The organism is Collinsella tanakaei (assembly GCF_030373545.1).
Lineage (GTDB): Bacteria > Actinomycetota > Coriobacteriia > Coriobacteriales > Coriobacteriaceae > Collinsella > Collinsella tanakaei_C.
This window is the reverse complement of record NZ_JAUDCO010000002.1, coordinates 91,040-112,717: the sequence shown is the minus strand read 5'-3', so window position 1 is coordinate 112,717 and position 21,678 is coordinate 91,040. Positions and strand designations below refer to the sequence as shown.

At 65.1% G+C, this 21,678-nt stretch carries 22 protein-coding genes and 3 tRNA genes; 11 read left to right on the top strand and 14 right to left on the bottom strand.

Annotation, left to right across the window (positions count from 1 at the left end):
• Positions 1–2: 2 nt before the first annotated feature.
• A complete protein-coding gene (gene rnd / locus QUW00_RS01950; protein ID WP_289612717.1) occupies positions 3–1,136 on the bottom strand; it encodes a ribonuclease D in 1,134 nt (377 codons plus the stop codon).
• Positions 1,137–1,225: 89 nt separating this feature from the next.
• On the opposite strand from rnd, the gene QUW00_RS01945 reads away from it, so the two are divergent.
• The 6 genes from QUW00_RS01945 (at position 1,226) to QUW00_RS01920 (ending at position 7,705) form a co-directional block, all read left to right on the top strand.
• Positions 1,226–2,146 (top strand): diacylglycerol/lipid kinase family protein, encoded by a 921-nt coding sequence (locus QUW00_RS01945; RefSeq protein WP_289612716.1) that lies wholly within the window; start codon positions 1,226–1,228, stop codon positions 2,144–2,146.
• A gap of 405 nt (positions 2,147–2,551) precedes the next feature.
• Positions 2,552–3,127 (top strand): hypothetical protein, encoded by a 576-nt coding sequence (locus QUW00_RS01940; protein ID WP_289612715.1) that lies wholly within the window; start codon positions 2,552–2,554, stop codon positions 3,125–3,127.
• A gap of 129 nt (positions 3,128–3,256) precedes the next feature.
• The gene (locus QUW00_RS01935; protein ID WP_289612714.1) at positions 3,257–3,814 is read left to right on the top strand and encodes a hypothetical protein; all 558 of its coding nucleotides are present in this window, start codon (positions 3,257–3,259) and stop codon (positions 3,812–3,814) included.
• Positions 3,815–3,923: 109 nt separating this feature from the next.
• The gene (locus QUW00_RS01930; RefSeq protein ID WP_289612713.1) at positions 3,924–5,681 is read left to right on the top strand and encodes an ABC transporter ATP-binding protein; all 1,758 of its coding nucleotides are present in this window, start codon (positions 3,924–3,926) and stop codon (positions 5,679–5,681) included.
• Positions 5,674–6,420, top strand: a complete 747-nt coding sequence (locus QUW00_RS01925; RefSeq protein WP_289612712.1) for an energy-coupling factor transporter transmembrane component T family protein — start codon at positions 5,674–5,676, stop codon at positions 6,418–6,420. Before QUW00_RS01930 ends, QUW00_RS01925 begins: the two co-directional genes overlap by 8 nt.
• Before the next feature lie 328 nt (positions 6,421–6,748).
• Positions 6,749–7,705, top strand: a complete 957-nt coding sequence (locus QUW00_RS01920; RefSeq protein WP_289612711.1) for an RsmB/NOP family class I SAM-dependent RNA methyltransferase — start codon at positions 6,749–6,751, stop codon at positions 7,703–7,705.
• On the opposite strand, the gene QUW00_RS01915 is transcribed toward QUW00_RS01920, so the two are convergent.
• From QUW00_RS01915 to QUW00_RS01905, 3 genes are all read right to left on the bottom strand, one after another.
• Complete coding sequence (locus tag QUW00_RS01915) at positions 7,706–7,894, bottom strand: hypothetical protein (protein ID WP_289612710.1); 189 nt, start codon at positions 7,892–7,894, stop codon at positions 7,706–7,708.
• Between the two features lie 234 nt (positions 7,895–8,128).
• Positions 8,129–9,016: a DegV family protein gene (locus tag QUW00_RS01910; protein WP_289612709.1), complete on the bottom strand. Its 888-nt coding sequence runs from the start codon at positions 9,014–9,016 to the stop codon at positions 8,129–8,131.
• A gap of 99 nt (positions 9,017–9,115) precedes the next feature.
• A complete protein-coding gene (locus tag QUW00_RS01905) occupies positions 9,116–9,562 on the bottom strand; it encodes an RrF2 family transcriptional regulator (protein ID WP_289612708.1) in 447 nt (148 codons plus the stop codon).
• A gap of 207 nt (positions 9,563–9,769) precedes the next feature.
• On the opposite strand from QUW00_RS01905, the gene sufC reads away from it, so the two are divergent.
• From sufC to sufU, 5 genes are read left to right on the top strand one after another with little or no spacing between them, the layout of a single operon-like run.
• On the top strand, positions 9,770–10,543 hold the full coding sequence (gene sufC / locus QUW00_RS01900; RefSeq protein WP_289612707.1) for a Fe-S cluster assembly ATPase SufC: 774 nt from the start codon (positions 9,770–9,772) through the stop codon (positions 10,541–10,543).
• An 11-nt stretch (positions 10,544–10,554) separates the two neighbouring features.
• Positions 10,555–11,967: a Fe-S cluster assembly protein SufB gene (gene sufB, locus QUW00_RS01895; protein ID WP_289612706.1), complete on the top strand. Its 1,413-nt coding sequence runs from the start codon at positions 10,555–10,557 to the stop codon at positions 11,965–11,967.
• On the top strand, positions 11,967–13,241 hold the full coding sequence (locus tag QUW00_RS01890; protein WP_289612705.1) for a SufB/SufD family protein: 1,275 nt from the start codon (positions 11,967–11,969) through the stop codon (positions 13,239–13,241). The genes sufB and QUW00_RS01890 overlap by 1 nt, the downstream gene beginning before the upstream one ends.
• Positions 13,238–14,488, top strand: coding sequence for an aminotransferase class V-fold PLP-dependent enzyme (locus tag QUW00_RS01885; RefSeq protein ID WP_289612704.1), 1,251 nt, complete (start codon positions 13,238–13,240; stop codon positions 14,486–14,488). The genes QUW00_RS01890 and QUW00_RS01885 overlap by 4 nt, the downstream gene beginning before the upstream one ends.
• Before the next feature lie 54 nt (positions 14,489–14,542).
• Complete coding sequence (gene sufU, locus QUW00_RS01880) at positions 14,543–14,965, top strand: Fe-S cluster assembly sulfur transfer protein SufU (protein WP_289612703.1); 423 nt, start codon at positions 14,543–14,545, stop codon at positions 14,963–14,965.
• 121 nt (positions 14,966–15,086) lie between these two features.
• Here sufU and QUW00_RS01875 read toward each other — a convergent pair whose 3' ends face one another.
• From QUW00_RS01875 to QUW00_RS01830, 10 genes are all read right to left on the bottom strand, one after another.
• Positions 15,087–15,530 carry a hypothetical protein gene (locus tag QUW00_RS01875; protein WP_289612702.1) on the bottom strand — a complete coding sequence of 148 codons (444 nt, stop codon included), beginning with the start codon at positions 15,528–15,530 and terminating at the stop codon, positions 15,087–15,089.
• Between the two features lie 42 nt (positions 15,531–15,572).
• A complete protein-coding gene (locus QUW00_RS01870) occupies positions 15,573–16,121 on the bottom strand; it encodes a helix-turn-helix domain-containing protein (protein WP_289612701.1) in 549 nt (182 codons plus the stop codon).
• Positions 16,122–16,330: 209 nt separating this feature from the next.
• A complete protein-coding gene (locus tag QUW00_RS01865; protein ID WP_289612700.1) occupies positions 16,331–17,641 on the bottom strand; it encodes a lactate racemase domain-containing protein in 1,311 nt (436 codons plus the stop codon).
• A gap of 210 nt (positions 17,642–17,851) precedes the next feature.
• Positions 17,852–18,610 carry a transposase gene (locus QUW00_RS01860; RefSeq protein ID WP_289612699.1) on the bottom strand — a complete coding sequence of 253 codons (759 nt, stop codon included), beginning with the start codon at positions 18,608–18,610 and terminating at the stop codon, positions 17,852–17,854.
• Between the two features lie 113 nt (positions 18,611–18,723).
• Positions 18,724–19,728 carry a GGGtGRT protein gene (locus QUW00_RS01855; protein ID WP_235422423.1) on the bottom strand — a complete coding sequence of 335 codons (1,005 nt, stop codon included), beginning with the start codon at positions 19,726–19,728 and terminating at the stop codon, positions 18,724–18,726.
• Between the two features lie 18 nt (positions 19,729–19,746).
• Positions 19,747–20,481, bottom strand: a complete 735-nt coding sequence (locus tag QUW00_RS01850) for an iron-sulfur cluster assembly scaffold protein (protein WP_066831924.1) — start codon at positions 20,479–20,481, stop codon at positions 19,747–19,749.
• A gap of 351 nt (positions 20,482–20,832) precedes the next feature.
• Positions 20,833–20,906, bottom strand: a tRNA-Lys gene (locus QUW00_RS01845).
• 22 nt (positions 20,907–20,928) lie between these two features.
• Positions 20,929–21,005: transfer RNA gene (locus QUW00_RS01840), tRNA-Lys, on the bottom strand.
• 26 nt (positions 21,006–21,031) lie between these two features.
• Positions 21,032–21,108, bottom strand: a tRNA-His gene (locus QUW00_RS01835).
• Positions 21,109–21,223: 115 nt separating this feature from the next.
• Positions 21,224–21,673: a VanZ family protein gene (locus QUW00_RS01830; protein WP_289612698.1), complete on the bottom strand. Its 450-nt coding sequence runs from the start codon at positions 21,671–21,673 to the stop codon at positions 21,224–21,226.
• Positions 21,674–21,678: the final 5 nt, after the last annotated feature.

Sequence of the window (21,678 nt, the reverse complement as noted above, 5' to 3'; positions counted from 1 at the left end):
CATCAGAGGATCTCGACGGAACCGTCTTTGACCGTCAGCCCCATGTTGCCCGACAAAAGATCGTCGAGCAGCGAGCCCACGAGCTCGAACCGCCACCCCTCCCGCAGCGGGCTGCGTTCCGGATGGTCGATGTAATCGTAGAGCTCGTCCCTGCCGGCGATGACCGTCGTGGCGACGCCCGAGCGCTCCGAGACGATGCGGAGCAGGGCGTACATAAGGTCGCAAACGCTCTCCGACTCGGGGGTCGGCGTGCGGTGGGCGCGCCCGATACTGGGCAGACGGTCGGTCGGGCAGCTGCGCCCACGGTCGATGGCGAGCAGCGCGGCCTCGGCGTCGCGCTCGGACAGCTGCTCGGTGCCGCGAATGCGCCGCAGGTCGCCCACATCGCGCGGAATCCGCTTGACGAGCGCAAGCAGAACCTCGTCGGACATCACCCACTTGCGGGGAACGTCCTGGCGCTCGGCGCGGCGTTCGCGCCATGCTGCGAGCTCGCGGGCGACGGCCAGTTGACGCCGCGTGCAGGAGCTGATGCGCTTGACGCGGCGATATGCCTGGCGGGAATCGGGCTCGTAATGGGAGCGATCGGTCAGCGGCCCCATCTCGTCGACAACCCACGACAGACGGCCCTGCTCCACGAGGCGCACACGGATGACCGCGTAGGCGTCGATGAGGTAGCGCACGTCGTCGACGGCATACTCGAGCTGGCTTTCGGTGAGCGGGCGGCGCGACCAGTCGGTCAGCGACTCGCTTTTAGGCAGGGTGACGCCGCAGAACGCGTGGACGAGCCCGTTGTACGAGATCTGCGTGCGCTCCCCCAAAAACGCGGCGGCGACCTGGGTGTCGAATATGGGGGCGGGCAGCACGCCCAAGCTGTTGAGCAGGACCTCCATATCCTGCGAGCAGGCATGGAACACCTTGAGCACGCTCGCGTCGGCCATGAGCTCGGCGAGCGGCGAGAGGTCCTCGATGGCGAGCGGGTCGACGACCGCGCACTCATCGGGGGTCGCCACCTGGACGAGGCACAGGCGGGGATGATAGGTGCGCTCGCGCAAGAACTCGGTATCGATCGCCACCGCGTCGTGGGTCGACGCGCGCTCGCAGAGTGCCCTCAGGTCCGAAGTTGTGGAGATGTACATACTCACCCGTGCGTTTTGGTTCATCCCTCGGCGTGAGGGTAGGATTACGACATCGTAACTATACTCGGCTTTGCTCGAACGGGAAACACATGCGCCACCTCATCGTCCATAACACCGCATCTGGACCGCAATCGGACGAGATCTTCGCATTCGCCCGCGCCCTGGCGCGCACGGGCGACGAGATCTGCATGCGCTTCATCGGCCCGGGCATGGAGGCGCGCGAGGCGGTGGCAGACGCGCGCGATTTCGACCGCGTCGTGGTGTCCGGTGGAGACGGCACGGTGTCCAACGTCCTCGACTGCCTGCGCGACACGCACGTTCCCGTGCTGATCTTCCCGTCGGGAACCGCGAACCTGTTCTTCAACAACATCGGCAACGCGCCGGAGGCGGCAGCGCTCGCCTCCGCCTGCCGGCGCGGACGCACCGCCAGCGTCGATATGGGCGAGCTGTTCTGGAAAGACGAGGCGGGCAGGATTCAACGGCACGGCTTCATCATCATCGCGGGCTCCGGCTTCGACGCCGCCATTATGGAGAAGGCGGCGCCGAGCAAAGGCGAGATCGGCGAGATCGCCTATGCGCTCGCCGCCCTCGCGACCCCCGAACCCCCTGTGGCGCACTTCACCATCGAGCACGACGGGTGCATCGACGAGTTCGACGGCATCGGCTGCATGGTGGGCAACACCGCCGTCATCCAAAACGACATCAACCTGTTCCCCGACTGCCGCATGGACGACGGCCTCATCGACATCACCGTCATCGAGCCGGCGAAGACCGTGGAGCTGCTGCCGACGCTGCTTGCCGGCGTGCTCGATCCCGCCGGCAAGGGCCTGGGACGCCCCCAGTTCAAGATGCTCCAGGCCAAGGAGGCGCGCATCACGTGCACCCCGTCGCTCGGCATGCAGTTCGACGGCGAGCTGATCCCCAACAATTCGGGCGTCTTCGGCGCACGGGTGCTGCCGGGCTGCCTCGACGTCATCGTCGACGACTTCTCCAAGCTGAACCCCCGCTGAGGCGATTGGGCGACAGGAATCTGACGGCCGGGGGCACCCTTCGTCGGGTCTGCCTTCCCCGCCAAACCTCCTGCCGTCAGGCCGGATCGATGAAACGCATGCGAAACAATCATGGGGAGCGCCTTTCCTGCGTGCGCTCCACTATGGTATAGTGCCCTCAACGCACGATGCGTGCGAACCGCGACCACTCGAAAGGAGCCACCGGGATGAAGAAGTCCATCGCTTCCCTCAACAACTGGTGGTGGCGTGATGCGAATCCGTTCGGTCGACGGTGAGTCCATCGCGCCTATAGATTCAGCGCGCGAAAGGCCTCCGGTTTGACCGGGGGCCTTTTTTCGTCGGCCCCCTCGTATCACGCAGCCCCCCTTCCCTTTTCACCTCGCCATTTCCCGAAAGGAACGCACCATGTCCCAGAACAGCACCGACACCTCCCGCGCCCGCACCGTCACCTCCGCAGACCGCGGCAAGCTCGATATCAAGGCGCTCGTCCTGCTCGCCATCCTGCTGGCGGCAGGCTTCATCCTCAACATGACCGTCGGCAAGCCCATCTCGAGCATCTCCGGCGGCACCATCGCCCCCGAGTTCATCATCTCGGCGTTCTGCATCACCATCCTCGTCGTGCGTCCGAACATCGGCCAGGCGCTCATCATCGGCCTCGTCTCGGCAGCGGTCATCCAGCTCACCACGAGCCTGCCCGGCGCGGACTTCGTCGCCGAGGGCATCGCCGCCATGCTCATGGCCGCGATCGTCAACGCCGGCATGAAGACCGGCGCTCGCGCCGTCATCCCCACCCTCGGCACCTTCGTGACGACGTTCGTCTCCGGCTTCATCTTCATGCTCATCCGCATGGCGCTCATGCAGTTCGACATGTCCATCGCCGCGGCCATGCTGCCCGTCGTCGCGCTCACCGCCGTCTTCAACGCCGTGCTCGTCGGCGCGCTGTACGTGCCCATCAAGAAGGCCCTGAAGCTCAACGACTAGCACCCTTGAGGCCCGAGGCCGCACCCGCCTCCTCAAGGGCCGCGCAGGCCCGCGATCCAACCTCCATACCCGACGCTGCCGCACCGTCATCCCGACGGGCCCATCCCTCATACCGAAAGGACGCCTCCCATGCGCTCGAACGACACCGTCGCCCGCACCGTGACCGCCCCGACCTCCCACGCCGGCACGACCGGTATCTCCTCGCTCATCCTGCTCGCCGTGCTGCTTGCCGCCGGCCTCATCCTCAACATGACGCTCGGCAACGCGCTGGCCATGACTGGCATCAAGCCGCAGTTCATCATCGCGGCCTACGCGCTCGCCATCCTGATCACGCGCAGCTCGTTTGCTCAGGCAGCCGTGTTCGGCCTCGTGTCCGCCGCCGTCATCCAGATTAGCACGTCCATCCCCGGGCTCAACTTTGCCACCGAGGTCGCCGGCGCGCTTGCCATGGCCGCCCTCATCCGCCTCGACGTGCGCATCGCCGGCCGCAGCGTGACGCCGCTCGTCGCCGCCTTCGTCGCTACACTCGTCTCCGGCGCGCTGTTCGCCGTCGCCGGTACGGTCATCTCGGGCTTTGCCCTCGAGGCCACCCTCGTCAAAGTCCCGCTCGTGCTCGGCACGGCGGTGTTCAACGCGTTCGTGGTGCAGGCGCTCTATCTGCCGCTTCGCGCCGCGCTGAAGCGCTAGAACTCGGGTATCATGGGATGCTGCCGCACTCAAGCGACATCCCCCACCCCATCCGCGCATCGCGCGCAGACGACGGGTGCATCCAGCGATTGACATCGGAAAGGTTCCCATGGCAGCGATCATCGAGATGGAGAGCGTCTCGTTCTCATACGGATCGGAGGCCGAGCACGCGCTCGACGACATCTCCCTGCGCGTAGAGGCGGGCGATTTCGTGGGCGTCATCGGCCCGTCGGGCGCAGGCAAGTCCACGCTCGCCGCGTGCCTGTCAGGCGCCATCCCCCACCATTTCACCGGCGAGCTGTTCGGCGCGACGCGCATCGACGGCACCGATACCTGCGAGGTGACGCTCACCGACATTGCGCGCATCGTGGGCAGCGTCAACCAGGACATCGACGCCCAGATGGTCGCCTCAATCGTCGAGGACGAGCTGCTGTTCGGCCTGGAGAACTTTGGCGTCGACCACGCTGATATCGAGCGCGTCATGAGCGAGGCGCTCGACGCCGTCGGCATCGCCGATTTGCGCCACCGCGAGATCGCCACGCTGTCCGGCGGGCAGAAGCAAAAGGTCGCAATCGCCGCCATCCTGGCGCTCGCCCCGCGCGTGCTGGTGCTCGACGAGCCCACCGCCGCGCTCGATCCCGTGAGCTCGCGCATGGTCTTCGACATCCTGCGCGAGCTCAACCGCACCAAGAAGATCACCGTCATCGTGATCGAGCAGAAGGTCGCGCTGCTGTCCGAGTACTGCAGCCGCATGCTGGTGATGAACGCCGGCAGACTCGAGCTCGAGGGGACGCCGCACGAGGTGTTCGCCCACGGCGATCGCCTGCGCGCCATCGGCGTCGACAGCCCGCGCACGGTCCGCATCTCCAACAGCCTGGCGCGCGACGGCCTCGCTGTGCCCACGGAACCCTGCCTAAACGTCGAGGAGGCCTACCGGCTCATCCGTGACACGCTCTCGACGGTGCCCGGCATCGGCGAGCGCGCCGCGGACGAACCCGAGCCGTCCCCCCATGTGCCCGCGCGCCCGCACGCCGAGGGCGCCGAGCCCGTGCTCACCCTGCGCGACGTGGGCTTCACCTACCCCAACGGCGGCGCGAGCGTGCAAGACCTGTCCATGACCGTCTATCCGGGCGAGCTCGTGGGCATCGTGGGTCAGAACGGCGCAGGCAAAACCACCCTCACCAAGCTGCTGAACGGCCTGCTGCGCCCCTCGCAGGGCGCGGTGCGCATCGCCGGGCTCGATACGCGCGACACGCCCGTGTCGACCATCGCCGCCCATGTGGCGACGCTGTTCCAAAACCCCGACCGGCAGATCTGCAAGAACACCGTGCTCGATGAGGTCGCCTTCGGCCTCGAGCTCACCGGCGTCGATCCGTCCGCGGCGCGCGAGCGCGCACGGCGCGTCATCAAGCGGTTCGGCCTGCCCGCCACCGAAGCGCCCTTCTCGCTGTCGCGCGGGCAGCGCCAGATGGTCGCGCTCGCCGGCGTCGTCGTCATGGAGCCCGATATCGTCGTGCTCGACGAGCCCACGAGCGGTCTCGACTACCGCGAGTGCATGACGGTCATGGAGACCGTGCGCGATATGGCCGAGCACGGCAGCGCCGTCGTGATGGTCTGCCACGACATGGAGGTCGTGAGCGACTTCGCCGAGCGCATCGTCGTCATGGCGGACGGGCGCATCCTGGGCCGCGGACCGGCGAGCGACCTGTTCGCCGACCGCGACCTCATGGCGCGCTCGAGCGTCACGCCCCCGCAGGTCATCGACCTCGCACAGCGCCTGGCGCACGACGTCTCCCCCGCGTTCTCCCACATCACCGAGGTCAGCGATATCGTCCGGACCGTGAAGGAGCTGATGGGCCGTGCTTAACGTGATCGACTACGTACCCGGCGACACCCTGCTGCATCGCCTGAACCCCGTCACCAAGCTGGCGCTCGCCGCGGCGATCATCATCGCCACCTTCCTGTCCGACACCTATGCCGCGCTTGTCGGCCTGCTCGCCTTCACGCTGCTGCTCGCCGTCTACGCCGGCGTGTTCGGCCGCCTCGCCCGCCTGCTCAAGCTGCTCGTGCCCGTCGCGCTCATCATGCTGGTCCTGCAGCTCATCTTCGTCCGCAGCGGCGAGACGCTGTTCGCCTTCGTGACCGATGCGGGCCTTGTCACCGGCGGCAAGGCCTGCCTGCGCCTGCTCGGAGTGGCGCTCCCGCTCGTGCTCATGCTCATGGTCACCAAGCTCAACGATCTGGCCAACGCGTGCGTCGAGCAGCTGCATCTCCCCTACAAGTACGCTTTCACCTTCACGACCGCCCTGCGTTTCGTGCCGGTGTTCTCGCAGGAGATGAACGCCATCATCGAGGCGCAGACCGCCCGCGGCGTGGCCTACGACACGAACAACCCCTTCAAGAAGATGAAGCTCATGCTGCCGCTGTGCGTACCGCTGCTCATCTCGAGCGTGAGCAAGACCGACGCCACGGCGCTCGCCGCCGAGCAGCGCGGCTTCTACCTGCGCACCCGCGCGAGCTCCTACAAGCGCTACCCCATCGTCGGTCGCGACGTCGTCACGCTCGTCGTCTGCGTGGCCCTCATCGCGCTCGGCTTCGTGCTGTAGCGCCGCGAGCGGCGCTCAGACCACGACGCCTGGCCCATCTTGCCTTATAGGTCGCGAAGTGAGTGCTTCGATTCGGAATGCCCATGTGGACATGCGCGTCCGACACGCAAAGCCGCTGGTACAGAAATTGCTGCCGACGCGGTATACAAAACGGTTCCGAAATGAAGCACTCACTTCATGGAGCAGGAGGGCATAACAGCACGGTTGCCCGCCCGCTTGGCCCTCATAGGCGCGATAGGCAAAGCGCTGTGCTCCCCCGTTTTGCACCGTCGGTGGAAATCGAGGACAATGGGAGGCCGAACAACCTTTTTGCAACCGGGAGCACACCATGGCTGACCAGACAGAACCGCGCACCCTGCCGGCGTTTATCATCGAGCGCGTCGAGGCGTCCTATAACGCCACCGACGCCGCACGCATCCTCGACGGCCTGCGCGCGGCGGCCGATCGACCCGTGACCCTGCGCGCCAACACGCTCAAAAGCGATGCTGAGGCCGTCGCGCGCGCTCTGGACGACGCCGGCATCGCATACGCGCGCACCCCGTGGTACCCGGACGCCTTCGTGTTGGCGGGTGCGCGCGAGCGCGATGTCTGGGACCTCGATATCTACCGCAACGGCGAGGTCTATCTGCAGAGCCTCTCATCCATGCTGCCGCCGCTCGCCCTCGCTCCGCGCGCAGGCGCCGACATCCTCGACATGTGCGCCGCGCCCGGCGGCAAGACCAGCCAGATGGCGGCGCTCGCAGGCGGCGCGGCACGCATCACGGCCTGCGAGCTCAACGGGCCGCGCGCCGAGAGGCTCGAATACAACTTGGCCAAGCTCGGCGCGAGAAACATTCAGGTCATGCGCTGCGATGCACGCAAGCTCGATACGTTCTTCTCGTTCGATCAGATTCTGCTCGATGCCCCCTGCACCGGATCGGGCACCGTGCACGGCGGCGACGAGAAGGCGGCGCGCCGCGTCACCCAGCAGCTTCTCGACAAGGTGACGCGTTCCCAGCGGGCGCTCATCGACCGCGCGCTCACCGTCCTCAAGCCGGGCGGTACGCTTGTGTACTCCACATGCTCGGTTCTACCCGCCGAAAACGAGGAGATCGTCGCCGCGGCGCTCAAGCGCCATCGCGACTGCGTCATCGAGCCCATCGCGATCGAGGGCGGCGCCGAGGGCGATCTGGCCATCCCCCGCATGGCGACACGGCTTGAGGGCACGCTCGCCGTGTGCCCCACCCGCGAGTTCGAGGGCTTCTACATGGCGCACATCAAGCGCCGTACGCGCAAAACGCGTTAGCTATCGCCTGTCGGCATCGTCGCGTGCGCGGCCCTTCCCGCCGGCGCGCTGCTCGCGCCACGCCTCCTGTTCGCGTTTGGTCGCCCTGCGGCTCTTCACGGCCACGACGATGCAGTAGACGATCGCGGCGGCGACGATGGCGGCGATGCAGATCCCCACGGGGACGATGATGTCCAGGATGTCTCCCATGTCCTCACAGCCTTATCAAGAAAACCCGGTACCCGGGTGGTGATATCTGGTTCCAGATTACCAAAGGCGCACGCCGTCTAGGCGACGTGACGCAAAAGAACAGGGGCCCACCACGAGCGCAAGACGCGCGGCATCGGGACCGTACAAGAAACGCCGCCTGTGACCAACCGATCTCGATGGTCGCAGGCGGCGCCAGGTATCTCGCCGAATCTATGGCGTATCAGATGCGGGCGATCAGTCCACGCGCTTGTCGCCCATGAAGAACAGCGCGACCGTGCCCGGGCCGGTATGGGCGCCGATGACGCCGCCGATATCGCTGATCTCGATCTTGCCGTCGAGCGCCGGGATTTTCTCGCCGATGAGGCGCGCGACCTCGAGCGCGTCGTCCAGGCAGTCGGAATGCGAGATCGTGCAGCGCCCGTTGTAGTTCGCACCGTTTTGGACGTGGTCCATCATGGCGTCCACCAGGCGCACGATCGCCTTCTTCTTGGTGCGGATCTTCTCGCGCGGGATGAGCTTGCCCTCGAAGTTGACGTTCATGAGCGGGCAGATCTTGAGCGCGGTGGCGATCAGCGCGCTCGTGGCGGACACGCGGCCGCCGCGCTTCAGGCAATCGAGGTCGGAGACGAAGAACCACTGGTTGACATACATCTTGTTGGTCTCGGCCCACTCGACCAGCTCGTCGAAGCCCATGCCCTCGTCGCGCTTGTCGGCCATGAGCTCGACCAGCAGGCCGAAACCGGCGGACGCCGACAGCGAGTCGATCACGCGGATCTTGCGCTCGGGATACTTCGGGGCCAGCGTCTCGGCGGCAAGGCAGGCGGAGTTGTAGGTTCCCGAGATGCCCGTGGACAGCGAGACGTGCAGGATGTCGATGCCCTGCTTGAGGTACGGCTCCCAGAAATCGACGTAATCGCCGGTGCTGACCTGCGAGGTCTTAGCCTGCGCGCCGGCCTTGAGCTTGCCGAAGAACTCCTGCGGCGTCGTGGACTGATAGATATCGTCCACATAGGTCTCGCCGTTCATCTCATAGTGGAAGCAAACGTAGCCGACCTTGCGCTCTCGATAGAACTCCAGCGGCATATCCGCCGTCGACTCGCAGGAAATCAGGTAATCGCCCATGTGCTCTCCTTCGTGATGTCTCATCAAATCCCGCCCGCGTGCGAGCGGAACCTTCCCTGCCGTCACAGGATTATCGCACCGAGCGCGTCAATATCCTAGCTAGACTTCGATACTAGCTAGATCGACGTCCAGTTTGAGCTCGGGCACGCGCGCGAGCTCGGCAAGCGTGACGCCGTCGACGTACTCGTCGATGGCGGCCTCGAGCCCTTGCCAGAACTTCACCGTCGAGCACAGGTCGGAACGCACGCAGGAGCCCTCGAGCCCCTCGCAGGCGACGGGCGCCGTCGCGCCCTCCGCGGCGCGCAGGATATCGCCGGCGCTGACCTCCTCGGCCGGTCGGGCGAGCATGTAGCCGCCGCCCTTGCCGCGCACGCTCTTCAGAAGCCCCGCCTGCATGAGGGGACGCACGAGCTGCTCGAGATACTTGAGCGAGATACTCTCGCGCTCCGCGACCTCGCGCAGGGCGATCTTGCCCTCCTCGTCACCGAAGGCGGCGATATAGATCATGAGGCGCAGCGCATAGCGGCCTTTAGAGGAAATGAGCATCGATGTGCCTCCCGAAGTCGAGCGGACAGGGCTGTGCGAACACGTCGGACCGAAGGCTTCTCGCGCGCCGCGACCCCGGTAACGAAGAATCGCAACCCTAATCTTAGTGAATTGCTCGGAATAACCTTGACTCTTTTCCGCTACATCTTATCCTTATCCCGAGAGAATTCCTAGGGTTTACCCGAACAGCTGGAGGAAGGACACCCTATGTCAACAGAAGCGCTGCTCAGCGTCAGCAACCTCACCGCCTCGGTCGACGAGAAGACCATCTTGCACGGCGTCGACCTGAGCGTCCGTGCCGGCGAGACCCACGTACTCATGGGCCCCAACGGTGCGGGCAAGTCGACCATGGGCCATGTCATCATGGGCGACCCCGTCTACACCGTCAACGAGGGCACCATCGCCTTCGACGGCGCCGACATCACCGAGCTGTCCTGCGACAAGCGCAGTCGCGCCGGCCTGTTCCTGTCGTTCCAGGCGCCGGTCGAGATCCCCGGCGTGCCGCTGTCGAGCTTCCTGCGCGCGAGCATCGCCGGCCGCCCCGGCCTCGAGATGCGCGGCAAGGAGTTCCGCCGTCGCGTGAAGGAGCTCGCCGCCCAGCTCGACATGGACACCGCCTACCTCAACCGCGAACTGGGCGTGGGCTTCTCCGGCGGCGAGAAGAAGAAGGTCGAGATGCTGCAGCTGCTGTTGCTCCAGCCCAAGCTCGCCATCCTCGACGAGACCGACTCCGGCCTGGACGTCGACGCGCTGTCCGTCGTCAGCCGCGGCATGGACGCCTATCGCGCCAGCTGCGACGGCTCGCTCATCATCATCACCCACAACACCCGCATCCTCGAGCACCTCTCCGTCGACCGCGTGCACGTCATGGTCGGTGGCCGCATCGTGCGCGAGGACGACGCGAGCCTCATCCCCTGGATCGACGAGCACGGCTTCGAGTCGTTCGAGCGCGAGGCGGCCGACGCCGCCGAGGCGCGCTAAGGAGGCCTGACGTGGCAAAGCAGCGCACCGAGGTCGCGGATATCGACCGCAGCCTCTACGATTTCCGCTATGGCGAGGAGGGCTTCGAGCGCCTTGACGCCGGCCTCACGCCCGAGATCGTGACCGAGATCTCCCAGCGCAAGGACGAACCGGAGTGGATGCTCGAGTTTCGCCTGAAGTCCCTCGAGATCTACAACCGCATGCCCAACCCCACCTGGGGCCCATCGATCGCCGGGCTGGACATGGACCACATCGTCACCTACGTGAAGCCCAACACCGACCAGAAGGCCGACTGGGACTCCGTGCCCGATGACATCAAGAACACCTTCGAGCGCCTCGGCATCCCCGAGGCCGAGCGCAGCTACCTGGCCGGCGTGGGCGCGCAGTACGACTCCGAACTCGTGTACCACAACATGCAGGACACCGCCTCCAAGATGGGCATCGTCTACTCCGGCATCGAGGAGGCGCTCCACGAGCCGAAGTGGGAGGCGATCATCCGCGAGAAGTTCATGACGCTCATCCCGCCCACCGACCACAAGTTCGCGGCCCTGCACGGCGCCGTGTGGTCGGGCGGCTCGTTTGTCTACGTGCCGAAAGGCGTGAAGCTCGACTTCCCCCTGCAGAGCTACTTCCGCCTGAACGCCGCCGGCGCGGGCCAGTTCGAGCACACGCTCATCATCGTCGAGGACGACGCCGACCTGCACTTCATCGAGGGCTGCTCGGCGCCCAAATACAACGTGGCCAACCTTCATGCCGGCGCCGTGGAGCTGTTCGTGGGCAAGCGCGCGCACCTGCGCTACTCCACGATCGAGAACTGGTCCAAGAACATGTACAACCTGAACACCAAGCGCGCCCGCTGCGACGAGGAGGGCGAGATCGAATGGATCTCGGGCTCCTTCGGCAGCCACGTGGGCTACCTCTACCCCATGAGCGTGCTCGCGGGCCGCAGGTCCAAGTCGAGCTTCACCGGCATCACGTTCGCCGGCGCGGGCCAGAACCTCGACACCGGCTGCAAGGTGGTGCTCGGCGCGCCGGAGACGACGGCGACCGTCGAGACGAAGGGCATCTCCAAAGGCGGCGGCATCCAGACGTTCCGCAGCTCCATCGTGGCGACGCCTGCCGCTGAGGGCTCGGCCGCCACGGTCTCCTGCCAGTCGCTCATGCTCGACGACGAGAGCCGTTCCGACACCATCCCCTCGATGGACATCCGCGCCAAGAACGTGGACATCGGGCACGAGGCCACCATCGGCCGCATCGGAGACGACAAGATCTTCTACCTCATGAGCCGCGGCATCTCCGAGGAGGAGGCCCGCACCATGATCGTGAACGGCTTTGCGAACCCGGTCTCCAAGGAGCTTCCGCTCGAGTACGCCGTCGAGATGAACAACCTGATCAAGCTCGAGATGGAAGGGGCGATCGGATAATGGATGCCCTGACGATACGCAACGCGAGCGCCATGCCCGCACCCACCTGGGGTTGGCTGCGCATGAACGACACGAAGATCGAGATTCCGGTCGAACTCGCCCGCGAGGGCTCGGTGACCGTCGAGGCCGGCGAGGACCTCACCGAGAACCACGCCAGCTTCGAGGGTGCCTTGACCGAGCTGCAGGAGCGCCTGGACGCCGCGCGCGGTGACGCCGAGGACACCCGTGCCTGCGTGCGCGCCGCCATGCGCGAGACGGAGAGCCTTGATGACCTCGACACCCCGGCGCTGTCGACCTATCAGCGCCGCGCCACGCTCGAGGAGATCGCGGGCGATGTGGCCGCGGCGTTCGAAACCGGCGTGCACATCGATGTCCGCTCCTACCTGAACTTCCTGGCGGGCAACACCGTCGTGCTCGCCACCGAGCAGGGCGAGGACGCCGCGGCGACCGTGCGCGTGTCGGGCGTCTCCGGCAGCGCCGCCGGCGCGAGCGTCGACGTGGTCGCCGCCCCCGATTCCAGCATCGATCTCACCATATCGCTCGACGGCAATGCGGCCGGCAGCGATGTCGCGGGCCTTATCGGCTCCGAGCTCCGCGTGTTCGCCGGCGCTCGCTCCCATGTGGACGTCACCGTCTACATGACCGCTGACGCCGCATTCACCGCCATCGACGACGCCGGCTACGTGCTCGACGAGGGCGCGCGCGTGAACGTGCGCCACATCGTCCTCGGCGGCGGCCGCACCTACACGGGCCTCGCCTCCGATCTGCGCGGCGACACCGCGCGCATGGATATCGACACCCGCTACCTCGCCTCGGGTGCCGAGCAGCGCGACTTCAACTACATCATCCGCCATCGCGGTCGCAAGACCATCTCCAACATGGACGCCAACGGCGTGCTCACCGGCACCTCCAAGAAGGTGCTGCGCGGCACGATCGACCTTGTCCACGGCTGCAAGGGCTCGGAAGGCTCCGAACGCGAGACCGTGCTTCTGGCCAATCAAGGCGTGGACAACAAGACCGTCCCGACCATTTTGTGCGACGAGGACGACGTGGCGGGCAACCACGGCGCCACCATCGGCCACGTGCGTCCCGAGCAGCTGTTCTACCTCGGCTGCCGCGGCCTTTCGCAGGAGGCTGCCGAGGCGCTGTTCGTGTCCGCCAAGCTGGAGGACGCCGCGCTTTCCGCCCCCGATAAGGATATCCGCGCCAACGTGGTGCGCCTGGGCTCGGCGCTCGTCGACGACTTCGCCGATTTCGAGGAGGAGATCGCATGATCGACATCGAGGCGAATCCCTATAAGGCAGACTTCCCTCTGCTCGCGGGCAAGCCCGAGATCGCGTTTCTGGACAGCGGCGCCACCGCACAGCGTCCCACCTGCGCGCTCGATGCGCAGCGCCACTTCTACGAGACGATGAACGCCAACCCGCTGCGCGGCCTGTACTCGCTGTCGGTCGAGGCGACCGAGGCCATCGCGCAGGTGCGCGCCCAGATCGCACGCTTGCTCGGTGCGGTGGACGAGCGCGGACGCGCGGAGGCGCGCGACATCGTGTTCACCCGCAACGCGAGCGAGTCGCTGAACCTGGTGGCGAAGTCCTTCGCCCCGTGCGTGCTCGAGCCGGGCGACGAGGTGGCCATCACCATCATGGAACATCACTCCAACCTCATCCCCTGGCAGCAGGCCTGCCGTGCTGCGGGCGCCACGCTCGTGTACCTCTACCCCGAGCAGGACGGCACGATCACCGACGACGAGATCGCCGCCAAGGTGGGACCGCGCACCAAGATCGTCGCCGCGGGTCACGTGTCCAACGTGATGGGCGTCGAAAACCCCATCGCCAAGCTGGCCGAGGCCGTGCACGCCCAGGGCGGCTACCTCGTGGTCGACGGCGCGCAGTCGGTGCCCCACATGGCGGTCGACGTACGCGCGCTCGGTGCGGACTTCTACGTCTTCTCCGCCCACAAGGCACTCGGCCCCATGGGCATCGGCGTGCTGTGGGGACGCCATGAGTTGCTCGAGCAGATGCCGCCCATGCTCACCGGCGGCGAGATGATCGACTCGGTGACCGAGACCGACGCCGTCTGGGCGCCGGTACCCGAAAAGTTCGAGGCAGGTACGCAGGACGCCGCCGGCATCTATGCCACCGGTGTGGCCCTCTCCTACCTCACCGAAACCGTCGGCTACGACGCCGTGGCAGCGCGCGAGGCGGCGCTCATCGCGTACGCGATGGAACGCATGGCCGAGCTGCCCTACGTCGACATCATCGGGCCCGCCGAGGCGGCACGCCACCACGGCGTCATCAGCTTCAACGTCCGCGGCATCCACCCGCACGACGTGGCGAGCATCCTCGACATGAGCGGCGTGTGCATCCGCGCCGGGCACCACTGCGCCCAGCCGCTGCTCACCTGGCTCGGCGTCGAGAACCTCGCCTGCTGCCGCGCGAGCCTGGCGTTCTACAACGACAAGAGCGACGTCGACCGCTTCGTCGACGGACTCGCCGCCGTCTGGTCCACCTTCAACGCGTAGCGCCACGCCGAGACGTCACCGCCCCACCACCCGCGATTTCCAAGGAGCACCCGCATGGGCAACCTTTACACCTCCACCACCTTCATGGAGCACAACTCGCACCCCGACTACAAGTACGAGATGGACTCCCCCACCCACGAGCACGACGGCATCAACCCGAGCTGCGGCGACGAGCTGACCCTGCAGCTGCGCGTGGAGGACGGCGTGATCGAGGAGGCGAGCTTCACCGGCCACGGCTGCGCCATCTCGCAGGCGTCGGCCGACATCATGGCCGAGCTCATCACCGGCGAGACCGTCGAGGAGGCGCGTCGGCTCTCGGGGCTGTTCTTGGCGATGATCCGCGGCGAGGAGCTCTCCGAGGATGACTACGAGGACCTGGACGAAGCGGCGCAGCTGAAGGACATCTCCCACATGCCCGCTCGCGTGAAGTGCGCCGAACTCGCCTGGCGCACGCTGGACGGCATGCTCGCCGAATAGCCAAGGCGCCAATAAACTGGGGTATTTTGCTCATATTGCATCCCACAGCGGAGCCGTCTCGGCCTTGTCGAGACGGCTCCGTTGGATTACAGGCGCAATCGTATGGCTTCACATCGCACGATTACGATCTCATGTATGGCAGGAATATCCCCGCCAGCGTCGCCATGACGGCACCCACCACGAGCGGAATGAAGAAGATGCCCAGATCGAGTGCGAGGAGCACCGCACCCAGCAGGCCGAAGGCCGCAAGAATCGCAACGCAGACCGCCACGGTACGCCGCTTCACCCATGCCTGCGCCAATCGCGGCACCTCGGGATTGGCCGCCACGAGCTCATGGGTATCGGGAAGGGAGGCATACGCCTCCGCCGCCTCGCGCTCCTCGAGTGATGCGGCGTTTCGCTCGTTATAGCGCGCAACGTTCAGGCGAGCCCGCATAAGCGCCGCCCAGACCGACGACCACACCGCAACGGCACCCCATGCGAACAGCGAGCACAGCCCGCCGCTCACATGGAACAGCGGACCCGCCTTGATGCCGCAGGCGACAAGCGCGATGGCACCTGACACGCCCGCTATAACTCGGGCGCGACGCACGAGCGCCAAAGTCGTCTAGCGCTGCTCGTCGGTATAGAAGTCCTCCACGTACGGATAGCGGCCGCGAAAACCCAGATGCTGGAAGACCGCCGCGGTGGCAAGCAACAGGCCCGTAAGCAACCCGATCACAAGCGCGGGCAATCCATAGGTGCAGCGTGACAGAAACGAGGGCACGGGTTCTCCCGCCTCAATGACGACAAGCGACGTCGGCGAGGTGCCGGAAAACACGGCGATCGACAGCAGGGGAACTCCGATCGCGCAGGCGACCAAAAGCGCGCGTGAGCGCATATGGCGGTCGTATCCGCACACGTCCGTCGGCAATGCGCCGCCGGGTATCACGAGGGCCGGCCTTGCCTCGATCTCCGTCATATCCCCGCGCACCAGATCGTTCAGATCGCATTCGAAGATGCCGCACAGACGTACCAGTTTGGTCATCTCGGGATACGCCCTCCCCGATTCCCACTTCGAAATCGCCTGCCTGCTCACCCCCATGAGCATCGCGAGCTGCTCCTGTGTCATGTTACGGCTCGAACGCAGATGGTAGAGGTTTTCGGAAAAGCCCATGATAGCTCCCTTCGCTTGACGCTTTCCTTATGCCCTCATCCTGCGGGTTGCGCCTCGGTAGCACCACCACCTTGCGGTTGCGTTTCGGTTGCAGAACACGTTTTTTGCCACAGTCATGAAAAAAGGGGCGGAACAGGCAGGCTGTTCCGTCCCATGGGTGAAAGAAGTCTGACGTCCTGTCACGTGACGTGCCATCACATGGAGGGTCGTTACAGCGCGACCGGCGTCACCACGTTGTCGTCAGCGTCGAACTCGAGCGGCGCCGGCTCGTCGAGTGCCTCGATACCGGGGTACTTGCCCGCCTTGACGTCCTCGTAGTACGCGGCAGACAGCATGATCTGGCCGATATGCAGGCTGTTGGCGATGCGCACCATGCGCACCGGCTTGCCCTCGATGCCGTTGCAGGTACGGATGCACAGCTGGATGGCCTCCTTGTCGGTGGCCACGACGCACGGGATGCAGGCGCTCTTGAGCACCGTGGAGGTCAGGCAGTTGGGATACATGGCCTCGATGTCCATGACGTCGAAGATCTTGGAGGTGATGGCGCTCGCCAGGCCGACGCCCAGCGCGTTGCCGTGGGAGATCTCGGACAGGTTCAGAAACGCGGTGCGCTGCACCTGGATGCCGCCGTGCGCGTACTCGGTCGAGAACGTGCCGGTGATGTTGGGGTCCACGCCCGTGCCGGAGTAGTTCTTGCCGATCTCGTCGACCACGAGCACGTCACCCTCGCCCACGATGAGCGACGGCATGTTGGCTTTGGCGACCTCGAGCAGCTCCGCCTCGCGCGCCAGGATGTTCTCGGGAAGGATCGCCTCGATCATGGCCGTCTCGTCGTAAGCGTTCTCGATGCAGGGAATCGCAAACAGGATCGGCGCCTTCTCGAGCACCACCTCGGCCATGGTGGGGATGTTCTGCCCGATCTTGCCCATGCCGTCGGAATGGACGGTCTGCGCGCCCACCTGCTTGCCCAGGCCCACGGTCATCATCTTGCAGGGGCCGGACTCGTGCGTACCGCGGAAGGCGTTATGCGGCTTGAGGCGGCAGGAGACGATGATGCCGTCGGACTCGTAGGCGTTGCGGTCGAGCACGACGCGCTTGCCGAGGCTCGAGTACCCGAGCTCGACGACCTCCATGGAGCTCTTGATGGGGCAGCCCATGGCCTCCTCGGTGATGCCGAAACCGGCGAGCATCTCCTTTTGGCCCTCGGCCGTGGCGCCACCGTGGCTGCCCATGGACGGCACGATGAACGGGTTGGCGCCGCGACGCTTGACGGCGTCGACGACAGCCTTCGTGATGATGTCGACATTGCGGATGCCGCGACTGCCCGCCGTGATGGCGATGCTCATACCGGGCTTGATCTTCTCGGAGAACTGAGGCTGGGCGATCTGCTCCTCGACGATTGCGGGAATCTGCTCGGCGGAGATGCTCTCGCGCGGGAAGGTCTGGCGCGCGTGGAACATCTCGGGAATCTCGACGCCGGCAAGCAGCTTGGATACGGTGCCGCCCTTGGTGACCTTCATGGAAAACCCCTTTCTCCAAGGATATCGAACCGATTTCATCCTATCCATGCGGCATGGTCCGCCCCATGGTACGCATGCCAGGGTTCCCGTGCCCTTTACGGTGGAAAACCCTTCCGCAGACCATGTGCGGAAGGGTTTTCACGCAGCCAGCTATTCCGTAGGCGATCAGGCGAGGTTGTTTCCGCGCACCTTGGAGCTTCGGCAGGTCCGCTACATCCGAACGCGGGCGATGACACCGGTGCCCAGCCCCGTCAGGCGCTCGACCTGCCTGATCGTGAGACCGTTTCCCCGCATCGAAGCCACAACGGCGTTGCGCTGCGAGATCGGCAGGCCCTTCACGACGGAGGCGTCCGTATATCCAAAGGCCCGCGCGATATCGTTCGCCATCTTGAGCGCCTCGTCGTCAGCCACCTTTATGGCCCCCTCGAAGCCCACGTCCTTCACCGATACGCCGTCACACAGCTCGACAAAGCCCTTCGGCCCATCGAGCAGGTCGAGCACGAGCCCGGTCGCGCACAGGCCGTCGCCGTCACCTGTCGCATACGCGCGGTAGCTGCTCCACCGATATTCGGGCGCTGGGCATATTCCGGCCTTCTCCGGATTGATATGAACGTAGCGGACGGATGCGAGCAGGTATTCATCGTCCTCGATCGGCTCGCTGAAAAACCGCTGCTGGAACACGCTGCCCACATGACCGGTCTTCCGGTTGAAATACTTCGCATACGCGCCCAGCAAGCTGCCGATAACGGGGGCGAAGCGCTGGGAGTCATCCTGCACCACGAGATGCACGTGGTTGTCCATGAGGCACCACGCGATGACGGTCAACTCGTTTTCCCTCACGGCGTGCTCCAGACGCTCGAGGAAGGCCTCCCTATCCCCATCGTCGGTAAAGATGAGCTGACGGCCGTTCCCACGCGCGACGACATGGTACAGCCCGGATTCTGAGATACGACGAGGTACGGTCGGCATGATCCCTCCCTATGTAAAAAAATCCCTAGGGTTATTTTACATAAAAACCGCCGCCCGGAACGGAACCGGACGGCGGTGCGCAGAGATGAATACCTCTGTCTTATTTCACGCGACTACTCGTTGAGCGCAGCGTTGACGGCGACGGCGCACGCGACGGTGCAGCCGACCATGGGGTTGTTGCCCATGCCGATGAGGCCCATCATGTCGACGTGCGCAGGCACCGAGGAGGAGCCGGCGAACTGGGCGCTGGAGTGCATGCGGCCCATGGTGTCGGTCATGCCGTAGGAGGCAGGGCCGGCGGCCATGTTGTCCGGGTGCAGGGTACGGCCGGTACCGCCGCCGGAAGCGACGGAGAAGTACTTCTTGCCGGCCAGCACGCGCTCCTTGAAGTAGGTGCCCGCGACGGGGTGCTGGAAGCGCGTGGGGTTGGTGGAGTTGCCGGTGATCGAGATGTCGACGTTCTCGTGCCACATGATGGCGACACCCTCGCGGACGTCGTCGGCGCCGTAGCAGTTGACCTCGGCGCGCGGACCATCGGAGTACGGAATCTTCTCGACGATCTTGAGCTCGCTGGTGAAGTAGTCGAACTGGGTCTTCACGTAGGTGAAGCCGTTGATGCGGGCGATGATCTGGGCGGCGTCCTTGCCAAGACCGTTCAGGATGACGCGCAGCGGCTTCTTGCGGGCCTTGTTGGCGTTCATCGCGATGCCGATAGCGCCCTCAGCGGCCGCGAAGGACTCGTGACCGGCCAGGAACGCGAAGCACTCGGTGTCGTCGCCGAGCAGCATGGCGCCCAGGTTGCCGTGGCCCAGACCGACCTTGCGGTCCTCGGCGACGGAGCCGGGCACGCAGAAGGCCTGCAGGCCCTCGCCGATGATAGCGGCGGCCTCAGAGGCGCTCTTGGCGCCCTTCTTGATGGCGAGCGCGCAGCCGAGGGTGTAGGCCCACTTGGCGTTCTCGAACGCGATGGACTGGACGTCCTCGGTGATCGCGCGCGGGTCGATGCCCTTGTCCTGGCAGATCTGCAGGGCCTCCTCGAGGGAGGAGATGCCGTTCTCGGCGAGGCACGCGTTGATCTTGTCGATGCGGCGCTCGTAACCTTCGAAGCTAACAGCCATTGTTCTTTCCCTCCCTTTCTACTCGTGAACCGGGAACACGGACTCGACGGTGTGGGTCTCCTCGTCGGTACGAGGATCGATGTACTTGGCAGCGGCCTCCCACTGACCATAGTGACCCATGGCGCCCGCGATGGCGTCCTCGGGGGTGGCGCCCTTCTTGAGGGCGTCGGTGAACTTACCGAGGTTCAGGAACTCGAACGCGATGATCTCGTTCTTGTCGTTCAGCGCCATGCGGGTGACGTAGCCCTGGGAGAGCTCGAGGTAACGAGCGCCCTTGGCCTTGGTGCCGAACATGGTGCCGACCTGGGAGCGCAGGCCCTTGCCGAGGTCGTCAAGGGAGGCGCCGACGGGCAGGCCGCCCTCGGAGAACGCGGTCTGGCTGCGACCGTACACGATCTGCAGGAAGATCTCGCGCATGGCAACGTTGATGGCGTCGCAGACGAGGTCGGTGTTCAGGGCCTCGAGGATGGTCTTACCGGGAAGGATCTCGGAAGCCATGGCGGCGGAGTGAGTCATGCCGGAGCAACCGAGGGTCTCGACGAGGCACTCCTCGATGATGCCGTTCTTGACGTTGAGCGTCAGCTTGGACGCACCCTGCTGGGGAGCGCACCAACCCACGCCGTGCGTAAGGCCGGAGATGTCGGAGATCTCCTTGGCCTGGATCCACTGACCCTCCTCGGGGATGGGCGCGGGGCCGTGGTATGCGCCCTTGGCGACGGGGCACATGTTCTCCACTTCTGCTGTGTACTGCATGCCTCTCCTCTCTTTCGTGATCAATCCCGAACGCGTACTGGCGAAGTACACATTTCGGACACTGACATGCGTGACCATTTTAGCGCGAAAGCGTCACGCATGATTCGGCGAACGGCAGCGAATTGCATGTAAAATCACCCTAGGGATTTTTTTACATGACGTGTGGGCCGAATCGGGCGATAGCAGCCCTGCTGAACGTCATGTAAAAAAATCCCTAGGGTAATTTTACATACGACCCATGCTGGCGAACGCTCACGCGTTCGTCGCAGCATGGGGCCCTTCGGGTTCGAATCCCCCGCAAGGTGAACAGATATGAAAAAAGCCCCTTGTCGGGGCTTCGTTGCGAATGGGTGGACCGTCAGGGATTCGAACCCTGGACCTTGGGATTAAGAGTCCCCTGCTCTAGCCAGCTGAGCTAACGGTCCGAGTGCCGTAGGGCGTGGTTGATGGTGGACCGTCAGGGATTCGAACCCTGGACCTTGGGATTAAGAGTCCCCTGCTCTAGCCAGCTGAGCTAACGGTCCATGCAACCGAAGCGCACAAGAGGGAATGGGGTGGGTAAAGGGACTCGAACCCTCGACCTACGGGACCACAACCCGTCGCTCTAGCCAACTGAGCTACACCCACCATGTGGCCTCTTGCAAAGCGCGTTGTATATTATGCACGCCGCATGCCGGTGGTGCAAGCATTTTCTTCGAAAAACTTTGCCCTGTGTAGAAAGCACGACAACCCGCAGAAAACGTCAGCCGCCGCCGCCGTCCGATGCTTTCCCGCGCCGAATGCCGAACCTGATCAGATGGCGTACAGCCACGCCCGTCGCGGCTCCGCAGCAGTCGAGCAGTACGTCGCTCACCTGGCCTGACCTCCCGCTCACGAACAGCTGGATCCCCTCATCGACCGACGGGACCAAGACGAGCAGGGCGGCGATGGTGAGCAGGCGGGCCTGCGGCGCCCGTCCGTCGTGATCAAGCGCCTGCGCGATCAGGATTCCCAAGATGGCGTATTCGGTGAAGTGAGCCGTCTTGCGCACAAGAAAATTGGTGACCCATGCACTCGGGATGCCGCACCCATCGAGCACGGCGCGCACGGCATCGACGACCGCCATGCTGACAGATGAGCTCCCCTCCCCCGGCACAAGCGAATTTCCCCATATCAGGGCAACCATCGCGACGGACGCGATCAGCCAGGGCACAGATA

Bases quoted from the DNA above. Each gene is read 5' to 3' on its own strand.
- QUW00_RS01930 (WP_289612713.1), top strand. From the start codon at position 3,924: ATGGCAGCGATCATCGAGATGGAGAGCGTCTCGTTCTCATACGGATCG.
- QUW00_RS01850 (WP_066831924.1), bottom strand. From the start codon at position 20,481: ATGCAGTACACAGCAGAAGTGGAGAACATGTGCCCCGTCGCCAAGGGC.
- QUW00_RS01855 (WP_235422423.1), bottom strand. From the start codon at position 19,728: ATGGCTGTTAGCTTCGAAGGTTACGAGCGCCGCATCGACAAGATCAAC.
- sufU (WP_289612703.1), top strand. From the start codon at position 14,543: ATGGGCAACCTTTACACCTCCACCACCTTCATGGAGCACAACTCGCAC.
- QUW00_RS01910 (WP_289612709.1), bottom strand. From the start codon at position 9,016: ATGGGCGATTACCTGATTTCCTGCGAGTCGACGGCGGATATGCCGCTG.
- QUW00_RS01870 (WP_289612701.1), bottom strand. From the start codon at position 16,121: ATGGGCTTTTCCGAAAACCTCTACCATCTGCGTTCGAGCCGTAACATG.
- QUW00_RS01905 (WP_289612708.1), bottom strand. From the start codon at position 9,562: ATGCTCATTTCCTCTAAAGGCCGCTATGCGCTGCGCCTCATGATCTAT.
- QUW00_RS01940 (WP_289612715.1), top strand. From the start codon at position 2,552: ATGTCCCAGAACAGCACCGACACCTCCCGCGCCCGCACCGTCACCTCC.
- QUW00_RS01920 (WP_289612711.1), top strand. From the start codon at position 6,749: ATGGCTGACCAGACAGAACCGCGCACCCTGCCGGCGTTTATCATCGAG.
- rnd (WP_289612717.1), bottom strand. From the start codon at position 1,136: ATGTACATCTCCACAACTTCGGACCTGAGGGCACTCTGCGAGCGCGCG.
- QUW00_RS01885 (WP_289612704.1), top strand. From the start codon at position 13,238: ATGATCGACATCGAGGCGAATCCCTATAAGGCAGACTTCCCTCTGCTC.
- QUW00_RS01860 (WP_289612699.1), bottom strand. From the start codon at position 18,610: ATGCCGACCGTACCTCGTCGTATCTCAGAATCCGGGCTGTACCATGTC.
- QUW00_RS01945 (WP_289612716.1), top strand. From the start codon at position 1,226: ATGCGCCACCTCATCGTCCATAACACCGCATCTGGACCGCAATCGGAC.
- sufC (WP_289612707.1), top strand. From the start codon at position 9,770: ATGTCAACAGAAGCGCTGCTCAGCGTCAGCAACCTCACCGCCTCGGTC.
- QUW00_RS01865 (WP_289612700.1), bottom strand. From the start codon at position 17,641: ATGAAGGTCACCAAGGGCGGCACCGTATCCAAGCTGCTTGCCGGCGTC.
- QUW00_RS01915 (WP_289612710.1), bottom strand. From the start codon at position 7,894: ATGGGAGACATCCTGGACATCATCGTCCCCGTGGGGATCTGCATCGCC.
- QUW00_RS01890 (WP_289612705.1), top strand. From the start codon at position 11,967: ATGGATGCCCTGACGATACGCAACGCGAGCGCCATGCCCGCACCCACC.
- QUW00_RS01935 (WP_289612714.1), top strand. From the start codon at position 3,257: ATGCGCTCGAACGACACCGTCGCCCGCACCGTGACCGCCCCGACCTCC.